Below are 20,376 nucleotides of genomic sequence, written 5' to 3'. Positions count from 1 at the left end.
AACGATTTTGCAAACTGCTATATTGTTGGGCTTCGGATTCCTTAGCTTTAGTTGTTATTGAATTTTCTTGTGGGGTGGGTTTCTAGCCTGCCCGTGGAAGGATTACTGACAAAGGATAGCTATCTGCCGGCGACGCCGACCATTCCCACATTGAACCTCCATAATTCTTAGCACAAAATCCCACATTTGTCAATACACAAGTCAACCATGCAGAGCGAATTCCCCCGGAGCAATAACTCACAATTTGAGTTGACTGCGAAACTCCTTTCTGCTGCAAAATAGTGACAATTTCCCCACGAGTCAGCAGTTGTCCGCGCCGCTCCATTAACTGTTTGTAATAAAGGTGAACCGCACCGGGAATGTGGCCACCCCGCTTTTCTCCGTAAGGCGTTTTACCTGCATATTCTCGTCGCTCTCTGGCGTCGATAACTACTAAATTCTCATTGCCTAAAATAGCTTTCACTTCATCCCGCTGAATTTCCCAATTCGAGCAGCGAGATATTACAATATCTCCGCTTTTAGGTGGATTGTTTGCAGCTTTTATGTGAGAAATTCCAGCTTTGATTAAAGCCCGATATCCTCCATCTACAAAAACAGCTTTTTCGTGTCCCAAAGTCCGCAACATCCAAACAATTCGCCCGTCTTCGCCCCACCCTTTCACAGAATCAGCAACCACTATCACAGGTTTGTCTTGACAAATACCAATTGCTTGCAATTTTTGAGTTAAAATTGTGTTATTTTCGAGAATTTTTCCCTTATGGGGAAAGTCGGAACGGGAAAATTCCTGCCAAGTTACGGGAATAGCTGGTGGGAGAAGGCAAAACCACTTTAAAATAGGTGCGCGAGCATCTAGTAAAGTAGCTTCTTGTTCCAGCAATTGCTTAGCTAAATCTGCATTTACTATCCAGTTATTTGCTAAATTACCCAGTAAATTAGACATAATTTATTGAGTAACTTTGGCTGTATTAGCACCGCAGGCTAAAACCCCTTTGGTATTAGTTGGATTAGCTGGCTTAGTCTTGCCAGGAGCAACATTTAGACACAATATTGTTTGGGTCTTGTTTCCCACCAGAAAGACTCCCCCCACAAAACTTTTGAGATTAGCTTGCTTCGATACTCCGTAGTTAAATACAGCACCTTTTTTCACCATGGCGATCGAGTAGCTGTAATTGGCTGCGGCAGGTTTAATTTGGAGACCCATATAAACCAATAGATTGGAAACAGAACTTGTAAAACCTGCTTTTTCAGCATAGTAAACTTGCTGAGCTTTATTCATCGAACCCACAAATTTTTTCGCTTGTGATTCCTTAGCTTTAAGCGTTTGTGACACTTGAGCTTCCGAGACAGGACTGAAAACAAATGGCAGAGTTAGAGCTGCGATCGCAACTTTGATCTGCCAGTTGCTGCTGCTATAAATCCTGCTTAATTTCACAGAAACCATGTGGAATGAGCAGTTGAGAAACATATAATTAAACTAATTGTTTTGCCTGAAACTGTCTCAACGCCCCAGGAGCAACCGTGCCGTGTTCTGTGATTATTCCCGATATTAATTCCGCCGGAGTTACGTCAAAAGCGGGATTGTAAAAATCGACTCCCACAGGACAAATTCGCGTAGTTCCAACTTGATACATTTCAACTGGATCGCGTTCTTCTATGGGGATTTTGCTGCCGTCGGAAAGTTCAAAATCAATTGTTGACAGAGGAGCGGCGACAAAAAACGGGACGTTGTGCGCTTTGGCAACAATTGCTAAACTGTAAGTGCCAATTTTATTGGCAGCGTCGCCGTTAGCAGCGATTCTGTCTGCACCGACAACTACTGCGTGAATCATGCCGAGTTTCATGCAGTGAGCGGCCATATTGTCTGCTATCAATGTGACGGGAATTCCTTCTTGCACGCATTCCCAAGTGGTCAGTTTTGCACCTTGGAGACGCGGCCGAGTTTCGTCTGCAAAAACTCTTCCGAGTCTTCCTTCTCGCCAAGCAGAACGAAATACACCTAAAGCAGTACCATAGCCTGCAGTTGCTAATGCACCTGCATTGCAGTGAGTTAGTAAGTTCAATTTTTCCGGTGTAGCTGGCAGAACTTCTAAACCTTTGTCGCCGATATCTTTACAAGTTTGCAAATCTTCTGCTTGAATGGTTTTAGCCATTTCTAACAAAGTTTTTTGCACTTGTTCGACAGAACCGCTAGTTTTCTCGGCTGTTTTGAGCATTCGCGATATTGCCCAAAACAAATTAACCGCTGTCGGACGAGTCGATCGCAATAACTCGCCAACTTGTTCTAGTTTAGTAAAAAACTCGGTACGATCGCCCGTGTCGATTTCTCGCGCCCCCAAATACATCCCGTAAGCTGCTGCTACCCCGATCGCCGGAGCACCTCGGACTATCATAGTTTTAATCGCCTCAGCCATATCTTCGCAGCGGCTAATTTCGACTACACCGTATTCTTTCGGGAGTCGGTTTTGGTCAATTAGCAGAACTCTGTCTTCTTTCCAAGTGACGGGGGAAACAGGGGAGTTTTGAGCGGTCATCTATTTCAATTATGTGAGGGACAAGTTTCTATGATGCCATGAAGGCGACTATTCCTCTATGTTATGAGGGACACGCTGAATTTGCCAAAATCCCAGCCCTGCGGTTTGAGCTTCGAGACTGGAGATTTGAGATTGAAGAATGGCTGGATACATACCACTCTCTGGGTTTGGAATTTGCGTAGAGTTGGATTCTTTTTCACAAAAGTGTACTTAGTAAAAAACCGTACATTAAGTTGTGTAAATAATACTTACGTTTTTTGAAAAATTTCCGTAATCGGGAACAAGCTAGCTGTACCTGAAGTCTGATTTTTTTAAGTTGAGAATGAAAAAGTGCGATCGAGCAACTTTCCAGGTCTAACAGATTTACAAGAATCACAAAAATAGATAATTGTAAAGCTTTGTCTGTACAACTCTTTTACTAAGTTAAAGGCGGCTTTTGTGCTAGCCGTATTTGTGGTGGATTGAAGTAGCGACTATCATCGCACGGAAACAACATTGTGAAAACCTAACTAGGTGCATGGGGGAACAGTAATTATGAAAAACCAACAAATAGTATTCGTAGATTCAGCAGTTGAAGATTGGCAGAGTCTGGCGGTCGGTGTTAAAGCGGGGATGGAGGTAATTTTAGTCTATCGCACGCGGGACGGGATCGAACAAATTGCCGAAGCATTGCAGAGCCGCAAAGGTATAGAAAGCGTTCACATTATTTCTCACGGGGAATCGGGAAGTTTGCAGCTAGGGCCAACTAGCCTGAATTCCGACAATTTAGAAACATATCGTGACTGCTTAAAACAGTGGTTTTCGTCATCTGTCAACTCAATTAAAAATCGATTTGAAATTCTGCTATACGGATGTAACGTAGCAGCAGGTGAAAAAGGAGAGGCTTTTGTACAAAAGCTGAGCAAGTTAACAAAAGCTAATATTGCTGCTTCTTCAGATATTACGGGCAGCGCCCAGAAAGGCGGAAACTGGATACTTGAATACGCTACTGGAGCGATTAAAACAGGATTGGCGATCGAGCCGGAGGTAATGGCAAGTTACGCGCATACCTTGGCAACGTTTACTGTTATTAATACCGCTGACTCTGGGCCTGGTTCGCTGCGAGATGCAATTACTCAAGCCAATGCCCTTGCTGGGGCGGATATTATTAACTTCAACATTCCCGCTGCAGGCGTTCAGACGATCGCGCCCTTGACTTCTTTGCCAATAATTACTGAGGCCGTAACCATTGACGGCACCTCTCAGCCAGGATTCGCCGGCACCCCGCTGATCCAACTCGATGGAACCAATGCTGGGGGTACAACTAACGGCATACTCATCACCGGCAGTGGCAGCACCATTCGGGGACTGGCAATCAATCGCTTTCAGGGTTCTGGAATCTTCATTTTAGGTAATACCGCCACAGGGAACTCTGTACTCGGCAACTATATCGGCACCGATCCCAACGGTACCGCCGACTTGGGCAACGGTGGTAGTGGCGTAGTAGTTGACAATGCAGCGGGTAACACGATCGGCGGGATTGCTGCAGGCGATCGAAATATCATTTCTGGCAACAATGCTTTCGGCGTGTTAATCAATGCCGCAGGTGCCACAGGCAACCGAGTGCTAGGCAACATCATCGGCACCAACGCTGCTGGTACTGCTGCGTTGCCCAATACCTTGACAGGCGTGCAAATATCGGGTGGTTCTAACAATATCGTTGGCGGAACCACTGTAGCCGATCGCAACTTGATTTCTGGCAATGGCAGCGCTGGCGTGTTTATCGATGGTGCCACAGCCACAGGCAACACTGTGCTGGGCAACTTCATCGGCACCGACATCAACGGTACCGCAGACTTGGGCAACGTGGGTTTTGGGGTGGCTGTTCAGAATGCGCCCAACAACACAATCGGCGGAAATACCGCAGGTGCGCGCAACATCATTTCCGGCAATAATGCTTTCGGTGTAGTCATTCAAAACACCCCTCCTACCAACAACACTGCCACAGGCAACAGAGTCGTCGGCAACTTCATCGGCACCGATGTCAACGCCACCGCAGACTTGGGCAACACCTTGACTGGCGTGCTCATACAGGATGCTGCCAGCAACACGATCGGCGGCACTGCAGCGGGCGATCGCAACATCATTTCCGGCAATGACGGCTTCGGCGTCCAAATTCTCAACGCCAGTGCCACTCTCAACTCTGTAGTCGGCAACTACATCGGCACCAACTCCGCCGGCACTGCTGCCTTGCCAAACACTATTGGTGTAGTTGTAGACAATGCACCCAGCAATACGATCGGCGGTAGTGTCGCAGGCGCTGGAAATATCATTTCCGGCAACAGCAGTCCCAGCGCAGGTTTAGGCGTGCAGATTACAGGGGCCTCTGCAACAGGCAACACTTTGCGCAGCAATTTCATCGGCGTTGCAGCCAACGGTACTAGCCCCTTAGGCAATAGCTCAATCGGAGTACAGATTACCGCTGCCGCAAGTAATAATGCGATCGGTGGTACAGCAGTAGGTGAAGGAAATATCATCGCCAACAATGGCAATATCGGCGTAGGTGTTGACTCCGGTATCGGCAACCGTATCCAAAACAACTCGATCTTCGCCAACAATGGCTTAGGCATCGACCTCGGCAACAACGGCATCACCGCCAACGATGCGGGCGACGCCGACATCGGTGCAAACAACCTCCAAAACACCCCCGTACTCACCACCGCTACCGCCAGCGCTGGCAGCGTCACCGTCGCGGGAACTTACAACAGCATTCCCAGTGCCAATTTCACCCTCCAATTTTTCGCCAACAATCCCCCGGGAACCCAAGGTCAAACCTTAATTGCTTCTATCCCGGTAACTACTGACGCTGCAGGCAACGCTGCTTTCAATCAAACTTTCCCAGCAGCAGTCACCGCAGGCCAATTAATCACCGCGACAGCAACCGACGCCGCCGGCAACACTTCTGAATTTTCCGCACAGCCTGTTCCCGTTGTCGTACCGCTGAGTACCATCACCGGGATCAAATTTAACGACATTGACGGCAACGGCACTCAAGCAGCCGGAGAACTTGGCGTTCCCGGAGTTACAGTTTTCCTCGACACCAACGGTGACGGCATTCTCAGTGTCGGCGAAACTTCCGCAACTACCGGGGCTGACGGCAGTTTCACTTTCCCGAACTTGCCTGCTGGCACTTACAGCGTGCGAGAGGTTGTACCGGCTGGAAGCCAACCAACTACTCCCAATCCGGTTGCAGTGACGCTGGCAGCAGGTCAAACTACTCCTGCTACAGTTAATTTCGGCAACCAAGCAATACCAGTACCGCTGAGTACCATCGCCGGCATCAAATTTAACGACATTGACGGCAACGGCACTCAAGCTGCCGGCGAACTTGGCGTTCCCGGAGTTACAGTTTTCCTCGACACCAACGGTGACGGCATCCTCGGTGCCGGCGAAACTTCCGCAACTACCGATGCTAACGGCGGCTTCAATTTCCCCAACTTGCCCTCCGGCACTTACAACGTTCGGGAAGTTGTACCCGCCAACAGCCAGCCAACTACTCCCAATCCGGTTTCAGTGACGCTGGCAGCAGGCCAAACTACTCCTGCTACGGTGAATTTCGGCAATCGATCGACACCCGCTGTACTCGGCAGCATTACTGGCATAACATTTAACGACACCGACGACAACGGCACTCAAGGTGCCGGAGAAACTGGCGTTCCCGGAGTTACAGTTTTCCTCGACACCAATAACGATGGCATTCTCGATGTCGGAGAAACTTCGGCAACTACCGATGCTAACGGCGGCTTCAATTTCCCCAATTTGCCCTCCGGCACTTACAACGTTCGGGAAATCGGGCTGTTTCCCTTCCTGCCGACTACTCCCAATCCGGTTTCAGTGACGCTGGCGACAGGCCAAACGACTCCCGCTGTGGTGAATTTCGGCAATCGCCCGTTTGATCTGTTTCCTCCATTTGGGACCATTACTGGTATAAAATTTAACGACATTGACGGCAACGGCACTCAAGCAGCCGGAGAACTTGGTGTTGCCGGAGTCACTGTTTTCCTCGACACTAACAACGACGGCATTCTCGATGCCACAGAAACTTCGGTAACTACCGATGCTAACGGCGGCTTCAATTTCCCCAACTTGCCTGCTGGCACTTACAACGTTCGGGAAGTTGTACCGTCATTCAGCCAGCCAACTACTCCCAATCCGGTTGCAGTGACGCTGGCAGCAGGTGAAACGACTCCTGCTACAGTTAATTTCGGCAATAGCCTCCAGACGGGCACCATAACTGGCCTTAAATTTAACGACACCAACGGTAATGGCACTCAAGATACCGGAGAAATTGGCATCCCTGGCGTCACGATTTTCCTTGACACTAACAACAACGGCACTTTAGACACCGGAGAAACCCAAGTTACTACCGGTACCGATGGCAGCTACAACTTCCCCAACCTGCAAACAGGCACTTACAACGTCGGGGAAGTGGTGCCGACAGGTTTTACACCAACCACCCCTAACCCCCGAACCGTTCCCTTAGATCCAGGTCAAACTTCCACTGCCAATTTCGGCAACCAACAAGTCCCGCCGACTCCGACTCCGACTCCGACTCCGACTCCGACTCCGACTCCGACTCCGCCTCTGCCTCCGACTCCCGTCCAACAAAGCAGCATCAGCGGTCTTAAATTCAACGACCGCAACGGCAACGCTACTCAGGATGCGGAGGAAACTGGTCTTTCGGGATGGCAAATTTTCCTCGATGCTAACGGGAACAACTCTTTAGATTCGGGCGAAACTATTGTTACCACTGACAATTCTGGTAATTACAGTTTCAACAATCTCAATCCCGGCACCTACAATGTACGGGAGGTGCAGCAGACTGGCTGGACGCAAACTACTGCTAATCCGGGGGCGGTTAATCTGGGCAGTGGCGAAAGTCGTAGTGGAATTAATTTCGGCAATTTCCAAAATATTAGCATTAGCGGCAGCAAGTTTAATGACCTCAATAACAATGGGGTTTTGGACACTCAAGAACCGCTCTTGCCGAACTGGCAAATCTTCCTTGACGCTAACAGCAATAACTCTTTAGATGCTGGAGAAGTTAAGACTTCAACTGATAGTTTGGGCGGCTACAGTTTCGCTAATTTAGGGCCCGGTACTTATCGAGTTCGGGAAGTAAATCAACCTGGTTGGACGCCAACTACTGGCAATCCTGCTGATATTATTGCTGTCAGCGGCACTAATGTTAGCAATATTAACTTTGGCAATTCCTTCGCCCCAGTCCCACCAACACCACCACCAACACCACTACCACCGCAAGAAGGACAAGATGCTGACTGCATTTGTTCGCAAATTGTTTTACCCAGCATTAGCAGTATTCGCGGTCCAAATTCTGCCACTAATACCCGCAACGGTACTAACGGCAACGACACTATTCTCGCCACTAATAACGGTGACGAAATAAATGGTTTTGACGGCGATGATTTGTTGGCCGGGTTGCGAGGCAATGATAATGTTTACGGGGGACTTAACAGTGCTTTTCCGGTTGGCCCCGATATAGACACGGACTTGGTGTTTGGCAATGAGGGTAATGATTACCTCAATGGAGTTGCTGGAGAGGATTTAATCTTTGCGGGCAAAAACGACGATGTTGTTTACGGCGGCAAAGATGACGACATTATTTTCGGCGACCAGGAGAGCGATACTTTAATTGGCGACCAGGGTAACGATATTATCTACGGGGGAACTATTAACCCCTTCGACCCTGATTTGACTGGCAACGATTTGGTGTTCGGTTTGGCGGGTGATGACTTCCTCAGCGGGGAGAAAAATCAAGATACGATCGCCAGCGGTGACGGTGATGATACAGTGCGTGCCGGCAAGGGCGATGACTTAGTTTTCGGCGAATTGGGCAGCAACCTGCTGTTTGGCGATGAAGGAAGTGATACTATCTGCGGTGGCGAGGGGGAAGATACAGTGTACGGGGATATTGGTAGCCCTCTTCCTATTGGTTCTACTGGCGGAAAAGACCAAATATGTGGCGGTTTGGGCAACGATTTGCTGTTTGGCAATGAAGGTCAGGATACTGTGAATGGGGAGGTCGGGAACGATACTCTTTACGGCGGTAAGGATGAGGACAGTTTGCTTGGCAGTGCTGGGGACGATTTCTTGTTTGGAGATCAAGGGAATGATACTCTGATTGGAGGCACCGGAAACGATCGATTTATGTTGGGGATCGACCTCGGCAGCGAGACTATTTTAGACTTTCAATACGGTATCGATTCGATCGGCTTAATGGGTGGTCTGGATTTCTCCCAACTAAGCATTGTGGCCGAGAATAGTTCTACCCTCATCCGAGTTACTGGTTCCGGGCAACTTTTGGCAACTCTCAGCAATGTGCCTGCCAGCGTGATTACTGCCACAGATTTTGCTCTCCTCTAGTGTGATCGAGCTAATTAATTAGGTGAGAATATTGTAGGGACGATGGATTAAGAGACTGTTGGCAAATAAAAAAAGGGTGAGACCAAACATCTTACTGCAAATTCCACGTTGTTTGTGAAGTACACCCCTGATACATGAATCCCCGTAGGGAAAAGGCAATGCCTTTTCCCTACTACTTTATGAACCTGGAATACGCTGTATAATCATGGCAAATAAACTCTGATGAGCCCGAAGTAATATCGTTTTCGGTTGCACAGCGCCGTGTCCAACCTGTGGGTAATATTAATTCCCATGCTACCGCAGTTGATATGACTCGGGGTCGAAAAACTGAATGGTTGAGTGTTAACTGTTGACTCGATTTTATTATGCCGATACAACCGGAAACGATATCGCATCAAACTTGGCATCGTATAGGTCGTCGGTTCAAATCCCGCCACTTCGAGCGACAAAACCCGCCTAATTAAGCGGGTTTTGTAGTTTTCCTAAATATTTTCACTCTTGGGCAATAATTAAACAATCACTCTCAACCTTAGACAGCATATCTGGAAAAGCTGAGGTGTAATTGCCATCTTTGTCTACAATCCTGCGGAGTGTATATCCGTTGTCAGGAGGTCTGCCGAAAAACGAGTTTGTGCGATGCCAGATATCTCCATTCGGAGTATTCGGATCTCGATCGATCAAAAAATCTACAAGCCACTGCGGCACAGACCATCCAAACACTATCGGCGTGATGTGCCCGTGCTGCAAAGTTGCATCCGAGAATCGAAACAAGTAGCTGAAGCGAGAAAATTTGACTAAATAAAGTAACATCCGTCCCGCCATTGATGAATGAAATGTCCAGATAACAGGGTCAAAAACGCGCAGCAATAACGTCCGTTCGTCAGCATTCCAGTCTGAACTGTACATCGTCAGACAATGATCTGGTAAAACATTCCCGTCCATAAAAAAAATACCTCGCAGGACTTCGGGTAACTCGGCTGGATGTTCTACTTTCATCCAATTCGCGATGTCTTTTAGTTGCTTTTGTTCGATTAACATGGTATTATTTACCCTCAAAATAGTTGTGTTTGGGTTTCCTATTAGATACCCCCTTGATTTCTTAGTCGATCGATCGATAGTTGATGTGGCGTGCGGTTTCAACTCACATCTTGCATCCTAGCCAATCAGTTATTCAAGGGCGGGGGGACACCCCACAATAAACTTGATGTCTTGTAGGGTGGGCCTCGGGCCTGTTAAGCGAGAATTGTGCAATATTTCAGTTTCAACCGCTGTCAGATCGAGCTTCTGGATTAATTACCGCCGCAAGTTAGGCTCAGAAGCTCGTCGCACTTTGCCTACCGTACTCACGACATCCACCAGCATCTTGAGTGCGATGTCTTTACCGGGGCAAATCCGTCCCGCACTCCGATCGCCCACGGAATGAAATCCCATATGAAAAGGGCACAGATTCTCCCGCTTAGGGTTGAATTCGTATACCGTAGAGCCCCAGAAACTCTCGTCTAGCAGCCCCAGGCTGAGCGGTATCAGTACCTTGGTTCCTGCGGGGAAAGTGCGCTCTTTACCCGCTACCGTTGCGGTGAAAGGCTCTGTCGCGACTCGGTGCGTGGCGCTGACGGGGGCCCAGAGGCGGGCGCATTCCAGGAGGAAGAGCTCGATCGACTGGCGATCGTCCAAATCGAGCTGATCCCAAAAATCAGTCGGGTTAATTTCGGCCGTCTGCTGTCCTTTATAGGCAGGGAGAGGGCGGTATCCCATTGCCGTGTAGCCTAGGTGCAGGGGGCCTTGCATTCCCGCTATGCCCATAATTGATGTCATCAGCTTTGCCAATTCCCGCTTAGTCATGCCGTTGTTTTCCGAGCTCTCCTCGAAGTCTGCTAAGGCTGGGGAATTTTCATAGATAGTTGCTGCACGCTCGATTAGAGCGGACAAATCCCCGTGTCCAAACAGGTTCAGGCTTTGCAGCAGGTTGCCGATGACGGCGAAGTAGTGCAGCGGGCTTTGGCGGGTGTAATGCAATTCGGTGAGAAGTTCGATCGACTCTGAATCGTCTGGATTAATCCCAAAGATGACGTAGTGCAGGTATCGGACTAAAAATCCCATCCAACCCCGCTTGACATCGGTAAAAAACGATCCCCCCGCACCGTGCGGCATCTCGGCATAATCTGCGGCTAGCCGATCGACCAACCGTCTGGCGATTTCGTCTCCCTGGCGATCCGCTGTCGCACTGTTGAAGAGATATTTCTGCATACAGCTTCGGAATGCTGCGTGGTTGCTGCTAACATCAGTGGCGCGATCGGACAAAGACAGCAGAAAAAGGTTTCTGCCGCCGACATCTTGGTTGGGGGCGCTATCGGGATCGAGTACAGAAGTACCAAGCCGCCATCCGCGCGCCTGGGGCGATGTGAGTGCTTTTTCTAGGGTGTCAAATTCTCCCATCACGACTTGCCCCGCGCAGCAAAAGTTGGCTCCGAAAGCCAGCCGTTTTATCTGCAAATAGGTGGGTTCGTTGGCAATCAAACCCTCAATCAGGGCGATCGGCAGTAGCATCGTTTTGCTGAGACTTTCTTCCGGGTTTTGCAAAGCCCAAACCTGAAACTCGTTCAGGGCCGGGTTCATCAGCGATGAGAAAATAGTATCTAAATTTAGGTTCATCATAATTCCTCCGAGAATCCCTCGCCATAACCCGCTTTGCAGTTAGCAGCAAGAGGGTATTGAGCGGCAATTGAGCGGGTATTGAATCCCACTTAAATGCCAAAATCAGTAAGTATAACTATAGCCATTTTTCTTTGTGAAGGCAGTGACAATATAGATATAGTTTTACTGAATATGTCTGCGGCCAAGTCTAGCCTTTTCCCGGAGATTGAGTGGAATTTTTAACGATTTCTGGTAAGTAGATATACTTTCTGCATCTAAAGTATTAGCCCCCATCTCTGAGAGTATCACCTAACCGTAGATATTTACAGGAACTCGCCCTACAAAATACTATGGTTTTCTTTGTGCTTATATAGCAATCCTAAATCATTTGTGAATTTCTTACTCCCTCCCCGCGAGTTCGAGGAGGGTTGGGGTGGGGTAAAAAAATTACGACTCATTTAATATTGCTAATCTATATTTAGATATAATATTTTATGCTTCTGTATGCTTCTGAATTTAATTGAATAAAATCAGATAATTAATTACTGAGTATTATTAAATAATAGAGCTAAAAATCCCCAATTCCCAATCTCCAATCCTTCAATTATTCAATTAGTTGAAATTCCCACTACCCAATTCTTCAATCTAAAATTTAAAATCAATTGAAATTCCCAATCCCCAATTATTTTATTTCGCCATCAATTAAAATTTCCAATTCCCTCTTCTTCTATTCTTCTATTCTTCTATCTAATGCAATTCCCAATTCTTCAATCTAAAATCTAAAATCAATTGCAATTCCCAATTCTTCCATCTAAAATCAATTGCAATTCCCAATTTCTTCAATCTAAAATCTAAAATCTAAAATCAAATGACGCCCGCTAAAGTTTCCCACCAGTACAAAAGCACTTTACAGGAAACCCGCAGGCGTCAAAATCAAGCAAACTTAAATCTTAGAAAAGACCCAGAGTGAAAGATTTGTCGATTGGGAAAATAGCACCAATACCCAACCACAGAGTTACAGCAGTTCCCAACAGGAAAACAGTAGTAGCAACAGGGCGGCGGAACGGATTTTGGAACTTGTTAACATTCTCGATGAACGGAATCAAAATCAAGCCAACGGGAACACCAGCCATGCAAGCAATACCCAACAATTTGTTAGGCAAAACGCGCAAGAGTTGGAAAACAGGCCACAAATACCATTCCGGCAGAATTTCCAGCGGAGTAGCAAAAGGATTAGCAGGTTCCCCAACCAAAGCCGGGTCTAGTACGGCCAAACCCACGCACAGAGAAATCGTTCCCATGATGACTATAGGGAAAACGTAGAGCAAGTCATTAGGCCAAGCTGGTTCGCCGTAATAGTTGTGACCCATGCCCTTAGCGAGTTTAGCGCGGAGGTCTGGATCGCTCAAATCTGGTTTTTTGATAATAGACATAGTGAGAGTGTTCTCCTTTTAGTTTTACCCGGGCCTGGGATTCCACTGTATTCGTTAGTTTGAATCAGTGGCGCGATCGCAGGAAGTATTAGCCGTAAATAAATATCATGAGTGATGAATTCTGAATTTTCAACTCACAATTCAGCGGGGGGCAAAAAAAATACCGCCCCCACAACTCAAAACTTACAACGGGCCAGAGATACCTTGCTTGCGAATCATCAAGAAGTGAGCCAGCATGAATACTACAATCAGCCAAGGCAACACAAAAGTGTGCAAGCTGTAGTAACGGGTCAAAGTGCCTTGACCGACGCTGACACCGCCGCGCAGCAGTTCAACCATCAAAGAACCGACAAACGGGATGGCTTCGGGGACGCCGGAAACGATTTTAACTGCCCAGTAACCGATTTGATCCCAAGGCAGCGAATAGCCGGTCACGCCGAAAGAAACAGTGATGACTGCCAAGATTACTCCTGTCACCCAGGTTAATTCGCGGGGCTTTTTGAAGCCGCCTGTTAGATAAACCCGGAAGATGTGCAAAATCATCATCAGCACCATCATGCTTGCAGACCAGCGGTGGATGGAGCGGATCAGCCAGCCAAAGTTCACTTCATTCATCAGGTATTGCACTGAAGAAAAAGCTTCTGCTACCGTGGGACGGTAATAGAAGGTCATGGCGAAGCCGGTGGCAAACTGGATCAGAAAGCAAACTAAAGTAATTCCGCCCAAGCAGTAGAAAATATTGACGTGCGGGGGTACGTACTTTGTAGTGATATCGTCGGCGAGCGCCTGAATTTCCAGGCGTTCCTCAAACCACTGGTAGGTTTTTGAGTCGGTGATTTGTTTAGAAAACATGGAGCCAGAATTCCTAAAAGAATATTGCTGTGGTTGAGGTTCAGGGCAGCAGCCACAAGGTTTTTTGTCGCCCCGCGCCGAGCAGCTTGCTTTTACTAGCAAATGCCTGAGGCTATTTTTTAAATTTGGAGCTGACGAAAGGAACTCTATTGTGCGATCGCCTGCAAGCCCTGGGAAACTAAGCGGTGGCTTGTCCCTACTCGCTGGCGTTGCCCGATCGAATTCCAGACTGTGATAAAAAATGTAACATAATTACCGTGCAGATTTCATGCGCGCGATGCTTTTTGGACACTTAAAAGGCTTTTTTCGGAATCTCAACATCCGCCCAAGCTTGTATGCGGGGAGGGCTGAGCTAAAGAAAGCAGTCCGAGCCGGAAACAGGTTTGCCGGGAGAGGCCAAATTTCATCTCGATCATAAAACTTCACTTTCTGCCGCAAATGCCCTCAATGTCAGTCGAGTAACCCGAACTGGTGGGATCGTACAACCGAATCTTGTTTTGTAGTAAGGACTTCAGCCCTTTCTAACAGCATCTGCGGGCTGCAACCTGCGTATTTCCGTAAAAAAAGCCAGTGATTGCCCCCATCCGTAAAAAGTCCTATCACAATTGAAAAGAAGGCAAACTTTCCACAAAAACTGGCAGCAGTGGCGAGAAAGGAGAGGGAAGGGGCGGTATCGGGAAGGGAATTTCAGGAAGAGACGGGAAGGATGGAAAGTCTCGCGATGGCGGTGTAAACCCACTCGAAACGATCGCGCAATCTGATAGATTCACATCAGTAATATTTTGAACATCGGCGATTAAATCCGATCCGACCAATATCCGAGTTCCCCGTCTCGTACCGTCATCATAAGATTCAAATCGATAAAAGAAGAAGCGAGGACCGTTACGATCTTGTACGAAACCAACGACTTGGATTTTGTCGCCTTCGCCCCGGTTAAAATCCTGAATAATGGCATGGCGACCTTCACCTGCATAGAAGAGATAAGGACTGGCATTTAATGAACCGAGAACAAATAGGTCAGCTTCACTTTGCCCAATTAAGTGATCGATTTGTTCTCCAGTTGATGAAAAGCTGTAACCCGATATGATGTCATTACCTGGCCCGCCAATCAGGGTGTCGCTGCCTTGATTTCCCTCCAGCAAATCGTCTCCTACATTGGCGTTGATGTAGTCATTATCTAAGTCACCTATTAGAGTGTCATTGCCACCTTCTCCCAACAGGCGATCGTTACCTTAGCCGCCAATTAAAAAGTCGTTGTTGCTGCCACCAAACAAGCGATCGTCTCCATCTCCTCCGATCGCCGTATCATTGCCTTGACCGCCGTTAAGACAGTCATTACCAGCCCCTCCCAAGATACTGTCGTTATTGTCTTCTCCTCTGATTAAATCCGCGCCTTCGCCACCCTCAAGAAAATCATTGCCGGCACATCCTTCAAGTTTGTCATTGCCTTCACCACCGCTGAGACTGTCATTACCAAAGTCGCCCAAAAGGCGATCGCTACCGACTCCACCCGCGAGACTATCATTTCCTTCTCCGCCATCTAAAGTGTCATTACCACCCAAACCAGATAGAGTATCATTCCCTCCCAGCCCGCACAGGGAATCATCGCCAATTTCACCAGCTAGTAAATTATTGAGATTGTCACCGCATATAACTACCATAAATTTTTCCTCCTGAAAACTATTTCACAACAGTCAATAAATTTTAGATTTTGGATTGTTCCCGTACGCTCATTTTTGGGTTTTGGATTGTGCAATAACTTGAGTTTTGATTGACATTTTGTAGTAAGGCATGCAAGTCTTAGTTCGCCTAAAATGGTCACAAAAAACTGAAGTCCTTACTACAAAACAAATTTCCTGTAGGGACACAAAATTTGCCTGTGTCCCTAATCCTTTAACTGAAATTGGCAAGGGTAATTTGGTTAGCTGTCACGCCACTGATAGCAGCTAAAATTTCGCCTGTTGCTGCCAAGCTGATTAAAGTTGCACTGTTGCTGGGGATAATAGAAAGTTGCGAGAAGGTTAAATTGTCGGCAAGTGCTAGGAAGTCGATACCGGTTTCAAAATCGAAAATGATATCGCTGCCAGAATTCGCTGAAATTAAGAAGCGATCGCTCCCATTTCCTCCTATCAAACTGTCATCGCCGTTTTCACCGCTGAGAAAGTCGTCGCCGTTACCGCCAAGCAAGATATCGCTAGCTTGACCGCCGTAAAGACTGTCATTGCCTTCACCTCCACTCAAGCTATCTTGACCGCGATTTCCAAATAGGATATCTTTCCCGTTATTGCCCAACAAATTATCGATTTCTTTGCCGCCGTAAACAGTGTCATCCCCGTCGCCACCGTCGAGGAAATCATTGCCTTGATTGCCGTGTATCCAGTCGTTGCCACCCAAACCGCTGAGAGTATCATTGCCGCGTTTGCCGGCCATTGTATCGCTGCCGCTGTCGCCGGAGAGGCTGTCGTCGCCGTCAGTGCCGGTGAGATTGGAGTTAGCTGCGATCGCATCTATTTCTCCTTCAATCACCGCAACAGCAGGTGTATCGGGCAATGTCGTTTGTTGAATTTTGGTATCTAAGGCAGTACCGGTATTTTCGGCAATAACTTGGGCGATCGATTTCGTACCTGTACCGACTGCTTTTAAGTCTTCAGAGGTTGCGCCTAGGGCTACTTTTTGGACGCGGGCAACTTCTCGGTTAATTGAAGCTGTTGCAGTGTTGGATACAACTTGGTCAATGCGCTGATTTGCTTCGGCCATTACCTTAGCTGCATCCGGGGTAATTTGCAACAATTGCTGAGTGTTTAAATCCGAGTTAAATTGTTGCGCTGCTGTGACGGCGTGATCGACAATTGTTGCTAACTGGTTTGGATCGCTGAGATTGAGAGTAGTCCCCGATTGAATTTGTTGAACGATCGCACTTACAACTGCTTTTACGCTGTCGGTATTGTCCAGAATCGACCCACCGTCTATTAAAGCAGCAGTTTGGGTAATGACGTTTTGTACCTTGACCATTGCAGTCAAAGTTTCTACTCCACCCGCGATCGCGTTTTCCGTAGCTGCGATCGGATCTAAACCCGTTATGTCAACATTCGCGGGAATGGAAAGTGAAGATTTGACGAGAGATTCGGCGCGATCGCTGTCAATTCCTTTGTCAATTAAATCCGCTACTAAAGTGGTTAACAAAGTGACAACAGTAGCGTAAGGCGGGGCAGTGACAGGCGTTTCCAAAGGCAAACCCGTAGCAGTATCAATGCCACCAAAAGCCACAATATTGCCTTCTTCCGGATCGAGTTCGCCGTTGCGATTTTTGTCAAAAATTTCCAAGGAAATATCGAGTTCGTATTCACCTTTTGGGCCAGTTTTTGCAGAGGGTTCGCTAGCATCAAGTTCGCCATTTTTGTTAGCGTCTAAGAAAACTGTAGCCCCAGCGATGTAGCCGTCAATAACAGAACCTCGACCTCGATTATAAAGATCGAAAAATGCTATATCCGATGCACCAGCAGCATCCCCTGCTGTTACTCGAATCCAGTAGTTGCGATTGCGCTGCAAGCTATCATCAACCCTGAAAGTACGGCTAGCCGGATCGAAACTCATGCCAGTTGGTAAGGGGCTAATGCGACTCCAACTTGTCGGAATTGGCGATCGTCCTCCGCTGACATTTCGCCACTCAAAGTTGGTGACATTTTCATACCAATCTGCTGTATAAGTTAAGGTATCGCCCGGATCTGGATCGATGAAAGTGTCGTTTTGAAAAGTAAACTGCAATTGAGGACTCGAACCCGGTTGCAAACTCAAACCTTGTTCCCGGAACGGAATATTTAAGACCGGCGGACGGTTGACAGGATTGAGAACATTGCGAAGATTTAAACGTCCTCCGCTAACAGTTCTGCCTGCGAGAGAAGGCAACGGGTCAACTGTTGAGAGAATAGAGTTTCTTAGTTGGGCGACAGTCAAGGTTGGATCTTGGGCTAACAGCAACGCCGCCGCACCTGCTACGTGGGGTGCTGCCATTGAAGTTCCGTCATAGAAACCGTAGTTATTACCGGGAACTGTGCTCAAAATGTTTCTTCCGGGCGCACCTAAGTCTACGGTACTGGCTCCAAAATTGGAGAAAAATGCTAGTTGGTCATTGCGATCCGTTGCTGCAACTGAAATAACATTGGGAAGGTCATAGTTAGCTGGGTAAGAAGGTCTGATGTCATTATTAGAGCTGTTATTACCTGCTGCTGCAACAAAGAGAACTCCTGCACTGTTAGCTTCACTGATAGCGTCAAATAAAGCTCTAGAGTCAGGAACATTCCAACTAGCATTAATGACATCTGCACCCTTAGTGGTAGCGTAACGAATCCCTCTGGTGATAGAGACTAAATCTGGTGCTATGCGACTGCCAATCTTCAAAGGTATCAAACTAACATTATGGTTAATTCCAGTAACGCCAATGCGGTTATTACCAATTGCACCAATGGTTCCAGCAATGTGGGTTCCGTGACCGAGATCGTCACTTGGATCGTTGTCGTTGTTATAAAGGTCATAGCCGCGAACATCGTCTGTGTAGCCGTTACCGTCGTTGTCAATACCATCGCCAGGAATTTCTCCCGAGTTAGTCCAAATATTGGCTATTAAATCTTCATGGTTGTAGTCTACGCCACTGTCCGTAACTGCAACAATTATCCTTCTGTCACCTGTTTGAGTATCCCAAGCTTCCGAGGCATCGATATCAGCATCTGATGTGCCTCCCTCTAATCCAGTATTATTTAAACCCCACAGTTCGCTAAATCTGGTATCGTTTGGTATGAAATCATAGGAACCTTGGTAATTCAGTTCTACTGCCTCTAGGTTGGGATCTCGAGCTAAGTTTTCTTGAATTTGCAGCAAATCTAATTCTGAAGAAAATTTGACAATTCGCCACCGATCTAATGGACTGGGTGTGAAGTCAAATTGGGAGCTTGATGGTACTAGGTTTTCTAGCGCTATCTCTCCATTAGCTTGAAAATTGCCTAGAAAATCATTGCTTGCACCGGGTCTCAGTTTCACTAAAAGTTCGCCTGGTTTGTATTGTGAACCAGTGACAGGATCGATTGGTGGCAATTGACCGCCGTTATCATTCGATCGCTCGTTATCAATAGAGACCGCGATCGCATCTGCTGCATTTAAATCGGAATAATTGCGATCGTTGCTGACAGCAGGTTTGGTAACAATCCTGTAAGTTTTATCACCGTCAAAAACCTTGTCATCAACACCAGTTACCGTCACCGTTTGCGTTTGATTCCAATTAGCAAAGTTGAAGTTCAGCGATGGTGGAGAAATTATGCCTTCTACTGGATTGGAACTTTCTAAATCAATTCTGACATCAGCAGTTGGCGGAGTATTTAGTTTGACTGTAAATGTTGCTTTACCTCCCGCTTCTGTGGTGACTAATCCTGATGTCGGATCGACAGTAATGCCAGCAGGTATCGTCGGAGGCATGATTACCGGTAGCACCGACGGTGTTGGAGTTGGTGTTGGTGTTGGCGTCGGTGGAGTTGGCGGAGTTGGCGGAGTTGGTGTCGGTGGAGTTGGCGGTGGAGTTGGCGTTGGTGGAGTTGGTGTCGGTGGAGTTGGCGGTGTCGGTGGAGTTGGCGTTGGCGGAGTTGGTGTCGGTGGAGTTGGTGGAGTTGGTGTCGGTGGAGTTGGCGGTGTCGGTGGAGTTGGCGTTGGCGGAGTTGGTGTCGGTGGAGTTGGCGGTGTCGGTGGAGTTGGCGGAGTTGGTGGAGTTGGCGGAGTTGGCGGAGTTGGTGGAGTTGACGGAGTTGGTGTCGGTGGAGTTGGCGTTGGCGGAGTTGGCGGAGTTGGTGTTGGCGTCGGCGTTATATCGTTATCAGTAATGGCGACAGTGACAGGGACGAGCGCAATTCCGCTATATTTCGCGTCGGTACTTGTTACGGCGTGATTGATTGTGCCTGTGTGAGTACCTTCTACAACTGTGTCATCCGCCGCACTCACAGTCACAGTTTGGGCAATATTCCAATTAGTGCTGTCGAAGCTAATGGGGGCGATCGCACTTATTTGATTCCCCCCGTCAAAGCTGACTGTTACCTGCGCTGTTGGCTGCGAATTTAGCTGAAGTGTATAACTTCCCGTTGCACCGCCTTCTGCTGCTGTTGTACTGGCGGGATTAACGGTAACGCCGACTGTATCGCTGTCGCTGTTAGTAACGCTGACATCGGAGGGATTGAAATTGTTGTAATTGCTGTCTGTACTAACAGCAGCCTCAGTAACAATAGTGTAAGCAATATCACCGTCAGCGATATTGTCGCCAACACCTGTCACCGTTACCGTCTGCGCCTGATTCCAGTTATTGGGAGTGAAACTTAAGGTATTAGTAGAAACTGTTCCTTCTGCGGGATTAGAACTGCTTAAAGCTACCGTAACAGGTGCCGTAGGTTGAGTGTTAAGGACAACACTCAAATTAGCCGTACCTCCCGCTTCTGTTGTAGTTAATCCTGCTGTGGGATTAACGGTAA

12 protein-coding genes are annotated in these 20,376 nt (G+C 47.6%); 2 read left to right on the top strand and 10 right to left on the bottom strand.

Annotated features, from left to right (window positions below; genetic code table 11):
* Nucleotides 1-82: 82 nt before the first annotated feature.
* From QUA42_RS07385 to mtnA, 3 genes are read right to left on the bottom strand one after another with little or no spacing between them, the layout of a single operon-like run.
* Nucleotides 83-940 (bottom strand): rhodanese-like domain-containing protein, encoded by an 858-nt coding sequence (locus QUA42_RS07385; RefSeq protein ID WP_333136454.1) that lies wholly within the window; start codon nucleotides 938-940, stop codon nucleotides 83-85.
* 3 nt (nucleotides 941-943) lie between these two features.
* Complete coding sequence (locus tag QUA42_RS07380) at nucleotides 944-1,465, bottom strand: type IV pilin-like G/H family protein (RefSeq protein WP_333136452.1); 522 nt, start codon at nucleotides 1,463-1,465, stop codon at nucleotides 944-946.
* A 4-nt stretch (nucleotides 1,466-1,469) separates the two neighbouring features.
* Nucleotides 1,470-2,531, bottom strand: a complete 1,062-nt coding sequence (mtnA, locus tag QUA42_RS07375) for an S-methyl-5-thioribose-1-phosphate isomerase (protein ID WP_333136450.1) — start codon at nucleotides 2,529-2,531, stop codon at nucleotides 1,470-1,472.
* 38 nt (nucleotides 2,532-2,569) lie between these two features.
* On the opposite strand from mtnA, the gene QUA42_RS07370 reads away from it, so the two are divergent.
* Together QUA42_RS07370 and QUA42_RS07365 are read left to right on the top strand one after the other, a co-directional pair.
* Entirely contained in the window at nucleotides 2,570-2,713 is a 144-nt protein-coding gene (locus QUA42_RS07370) for a hypothetical protein (RefSeq protein WP_333136448.1), read from the top strand.
* A 352-nt stretch (nucleotides 2,714-3,065) separates the two neighbouring features.
* Nucleotides 3,066-8,954 (top strand): SdrD B-like domain-containing protein, encoded by a 5,889-nt coding sequence (locus QUA42_RS07365; protein WP_333136446.1) that lies wholly within the window; start codon nucleotides 3,066-3,068, stop codon nucleotides 8,952-8,954.
* Between the two features lie 492 nt (nucleotides 8,955-9,446).
* Here QUA42_RS07365 and QUA42_RS07360 read toward each other — a convergent pair whose 3' ends face one another.
* From QUA42_RS07360 to QUA42_RS07330, 7 genes are all read right to left on the bottom strand, one after another.
* Complete coding sequence (locus QUA42_RS07360; RefSeq protein WP_333136445.1) at nucleotides 9,447-9,992, bottom strand: hypothetical protein; 546 nt, start codon at nucleotides 9,990-9,992, stop codon at nucleotides 9,447-9,449.
* Between the two features lie 255 nt (nucleotides 9,993-10,247).
* Nucleotides 10,248-11,609, bottom strand: a complete 1,362-nt coding sequence (locus QUA42_RS07355; RefSeq protein ID WP_333136443.1) for a cytochrome 450 — start codon at nucleotides 11,607-11,609, stop codon at nucleotides 10,248-10,250.
* A gap of 929 nt (nucleotides 11,610-12,538) precedes the next feature.
* Nucleotides 12,539-13,021, bottom strand: coding sequence for a cytochrome b6-f complex subunit IV (gene petD, locus QUA42_RS07350; protein ID WP_333033520.1), 483 nt, complete (start codon nucleotides 13,019-13,021; stop codon nucleotides 12,539-12,541).
* Between the two features lie 183 nt (nucleotides 13,022-13,204).
* The gene (petB, locus tag QUA42_RS07345) at nucleotides 13,205-13,873 is read right to left on the bottom strand and encodes a cytochrome b6 (RefSeq protein ID WP_333136441.1); all 669 of its coding nucleotides are present in this window, start codon (nucleotides 13,871-13,873) and stop codon (nucleotides 13,205-13,207) included.
* Between the two features lie 599 nt (nucleotides 13,874-14,472).
* Nucleotides 14,473-15,093 carry a hypothetical protein gene (locus QUA42_RS07340; protein WP_333136632.1) on the bottom strand — a complete coding sequence of 207 codons (621 nt, stop codon included), beginning with the start codon at nucleotides 15,091-15,093 and terminating at the stop codon, nucleotides 14,473-14,475.
* Between the two features lie 12 nt (nucleotides 15,094-15,105).
* Nucleotides 15,106-15,534, bottom strand: a complete 429-nt coding sequence (locus QUA42_RS07335; protein WP_333136439.1) for a calcium-binding protein — start codon at nucleotides 15,532-15,534, stop codon at nucleotides 15,106-15,108.
* Between the two features lie 232 nt (nucleotides 15,535-15,766).
* Entirely contained in the window at nucleotides 15,767-20,320 is a 4,554-nt protein-coding gene (locus tag QUA42_RS07330) for a S8 family serine peptidase (RefSeq protein WP_333136437.1), read from the bottom strand.
* Nucleotides 20,321-20,376: the final 56 nt, after the last annotated feature.

It is taken from the genome of Microcoleus sp. Pol11C2, from assembly GCF_036701505.1.
Classification (GTDB): Bacteria; Cyanobacteriota; Cyanobacteriia; order Cyanobacteriales; family Microcoleaceae; genus Microcoleus.
Note: the sequence above shows the minus strand (reverse complement) of the source record. Positions and strands in the feature narration are given on the sequence as shown.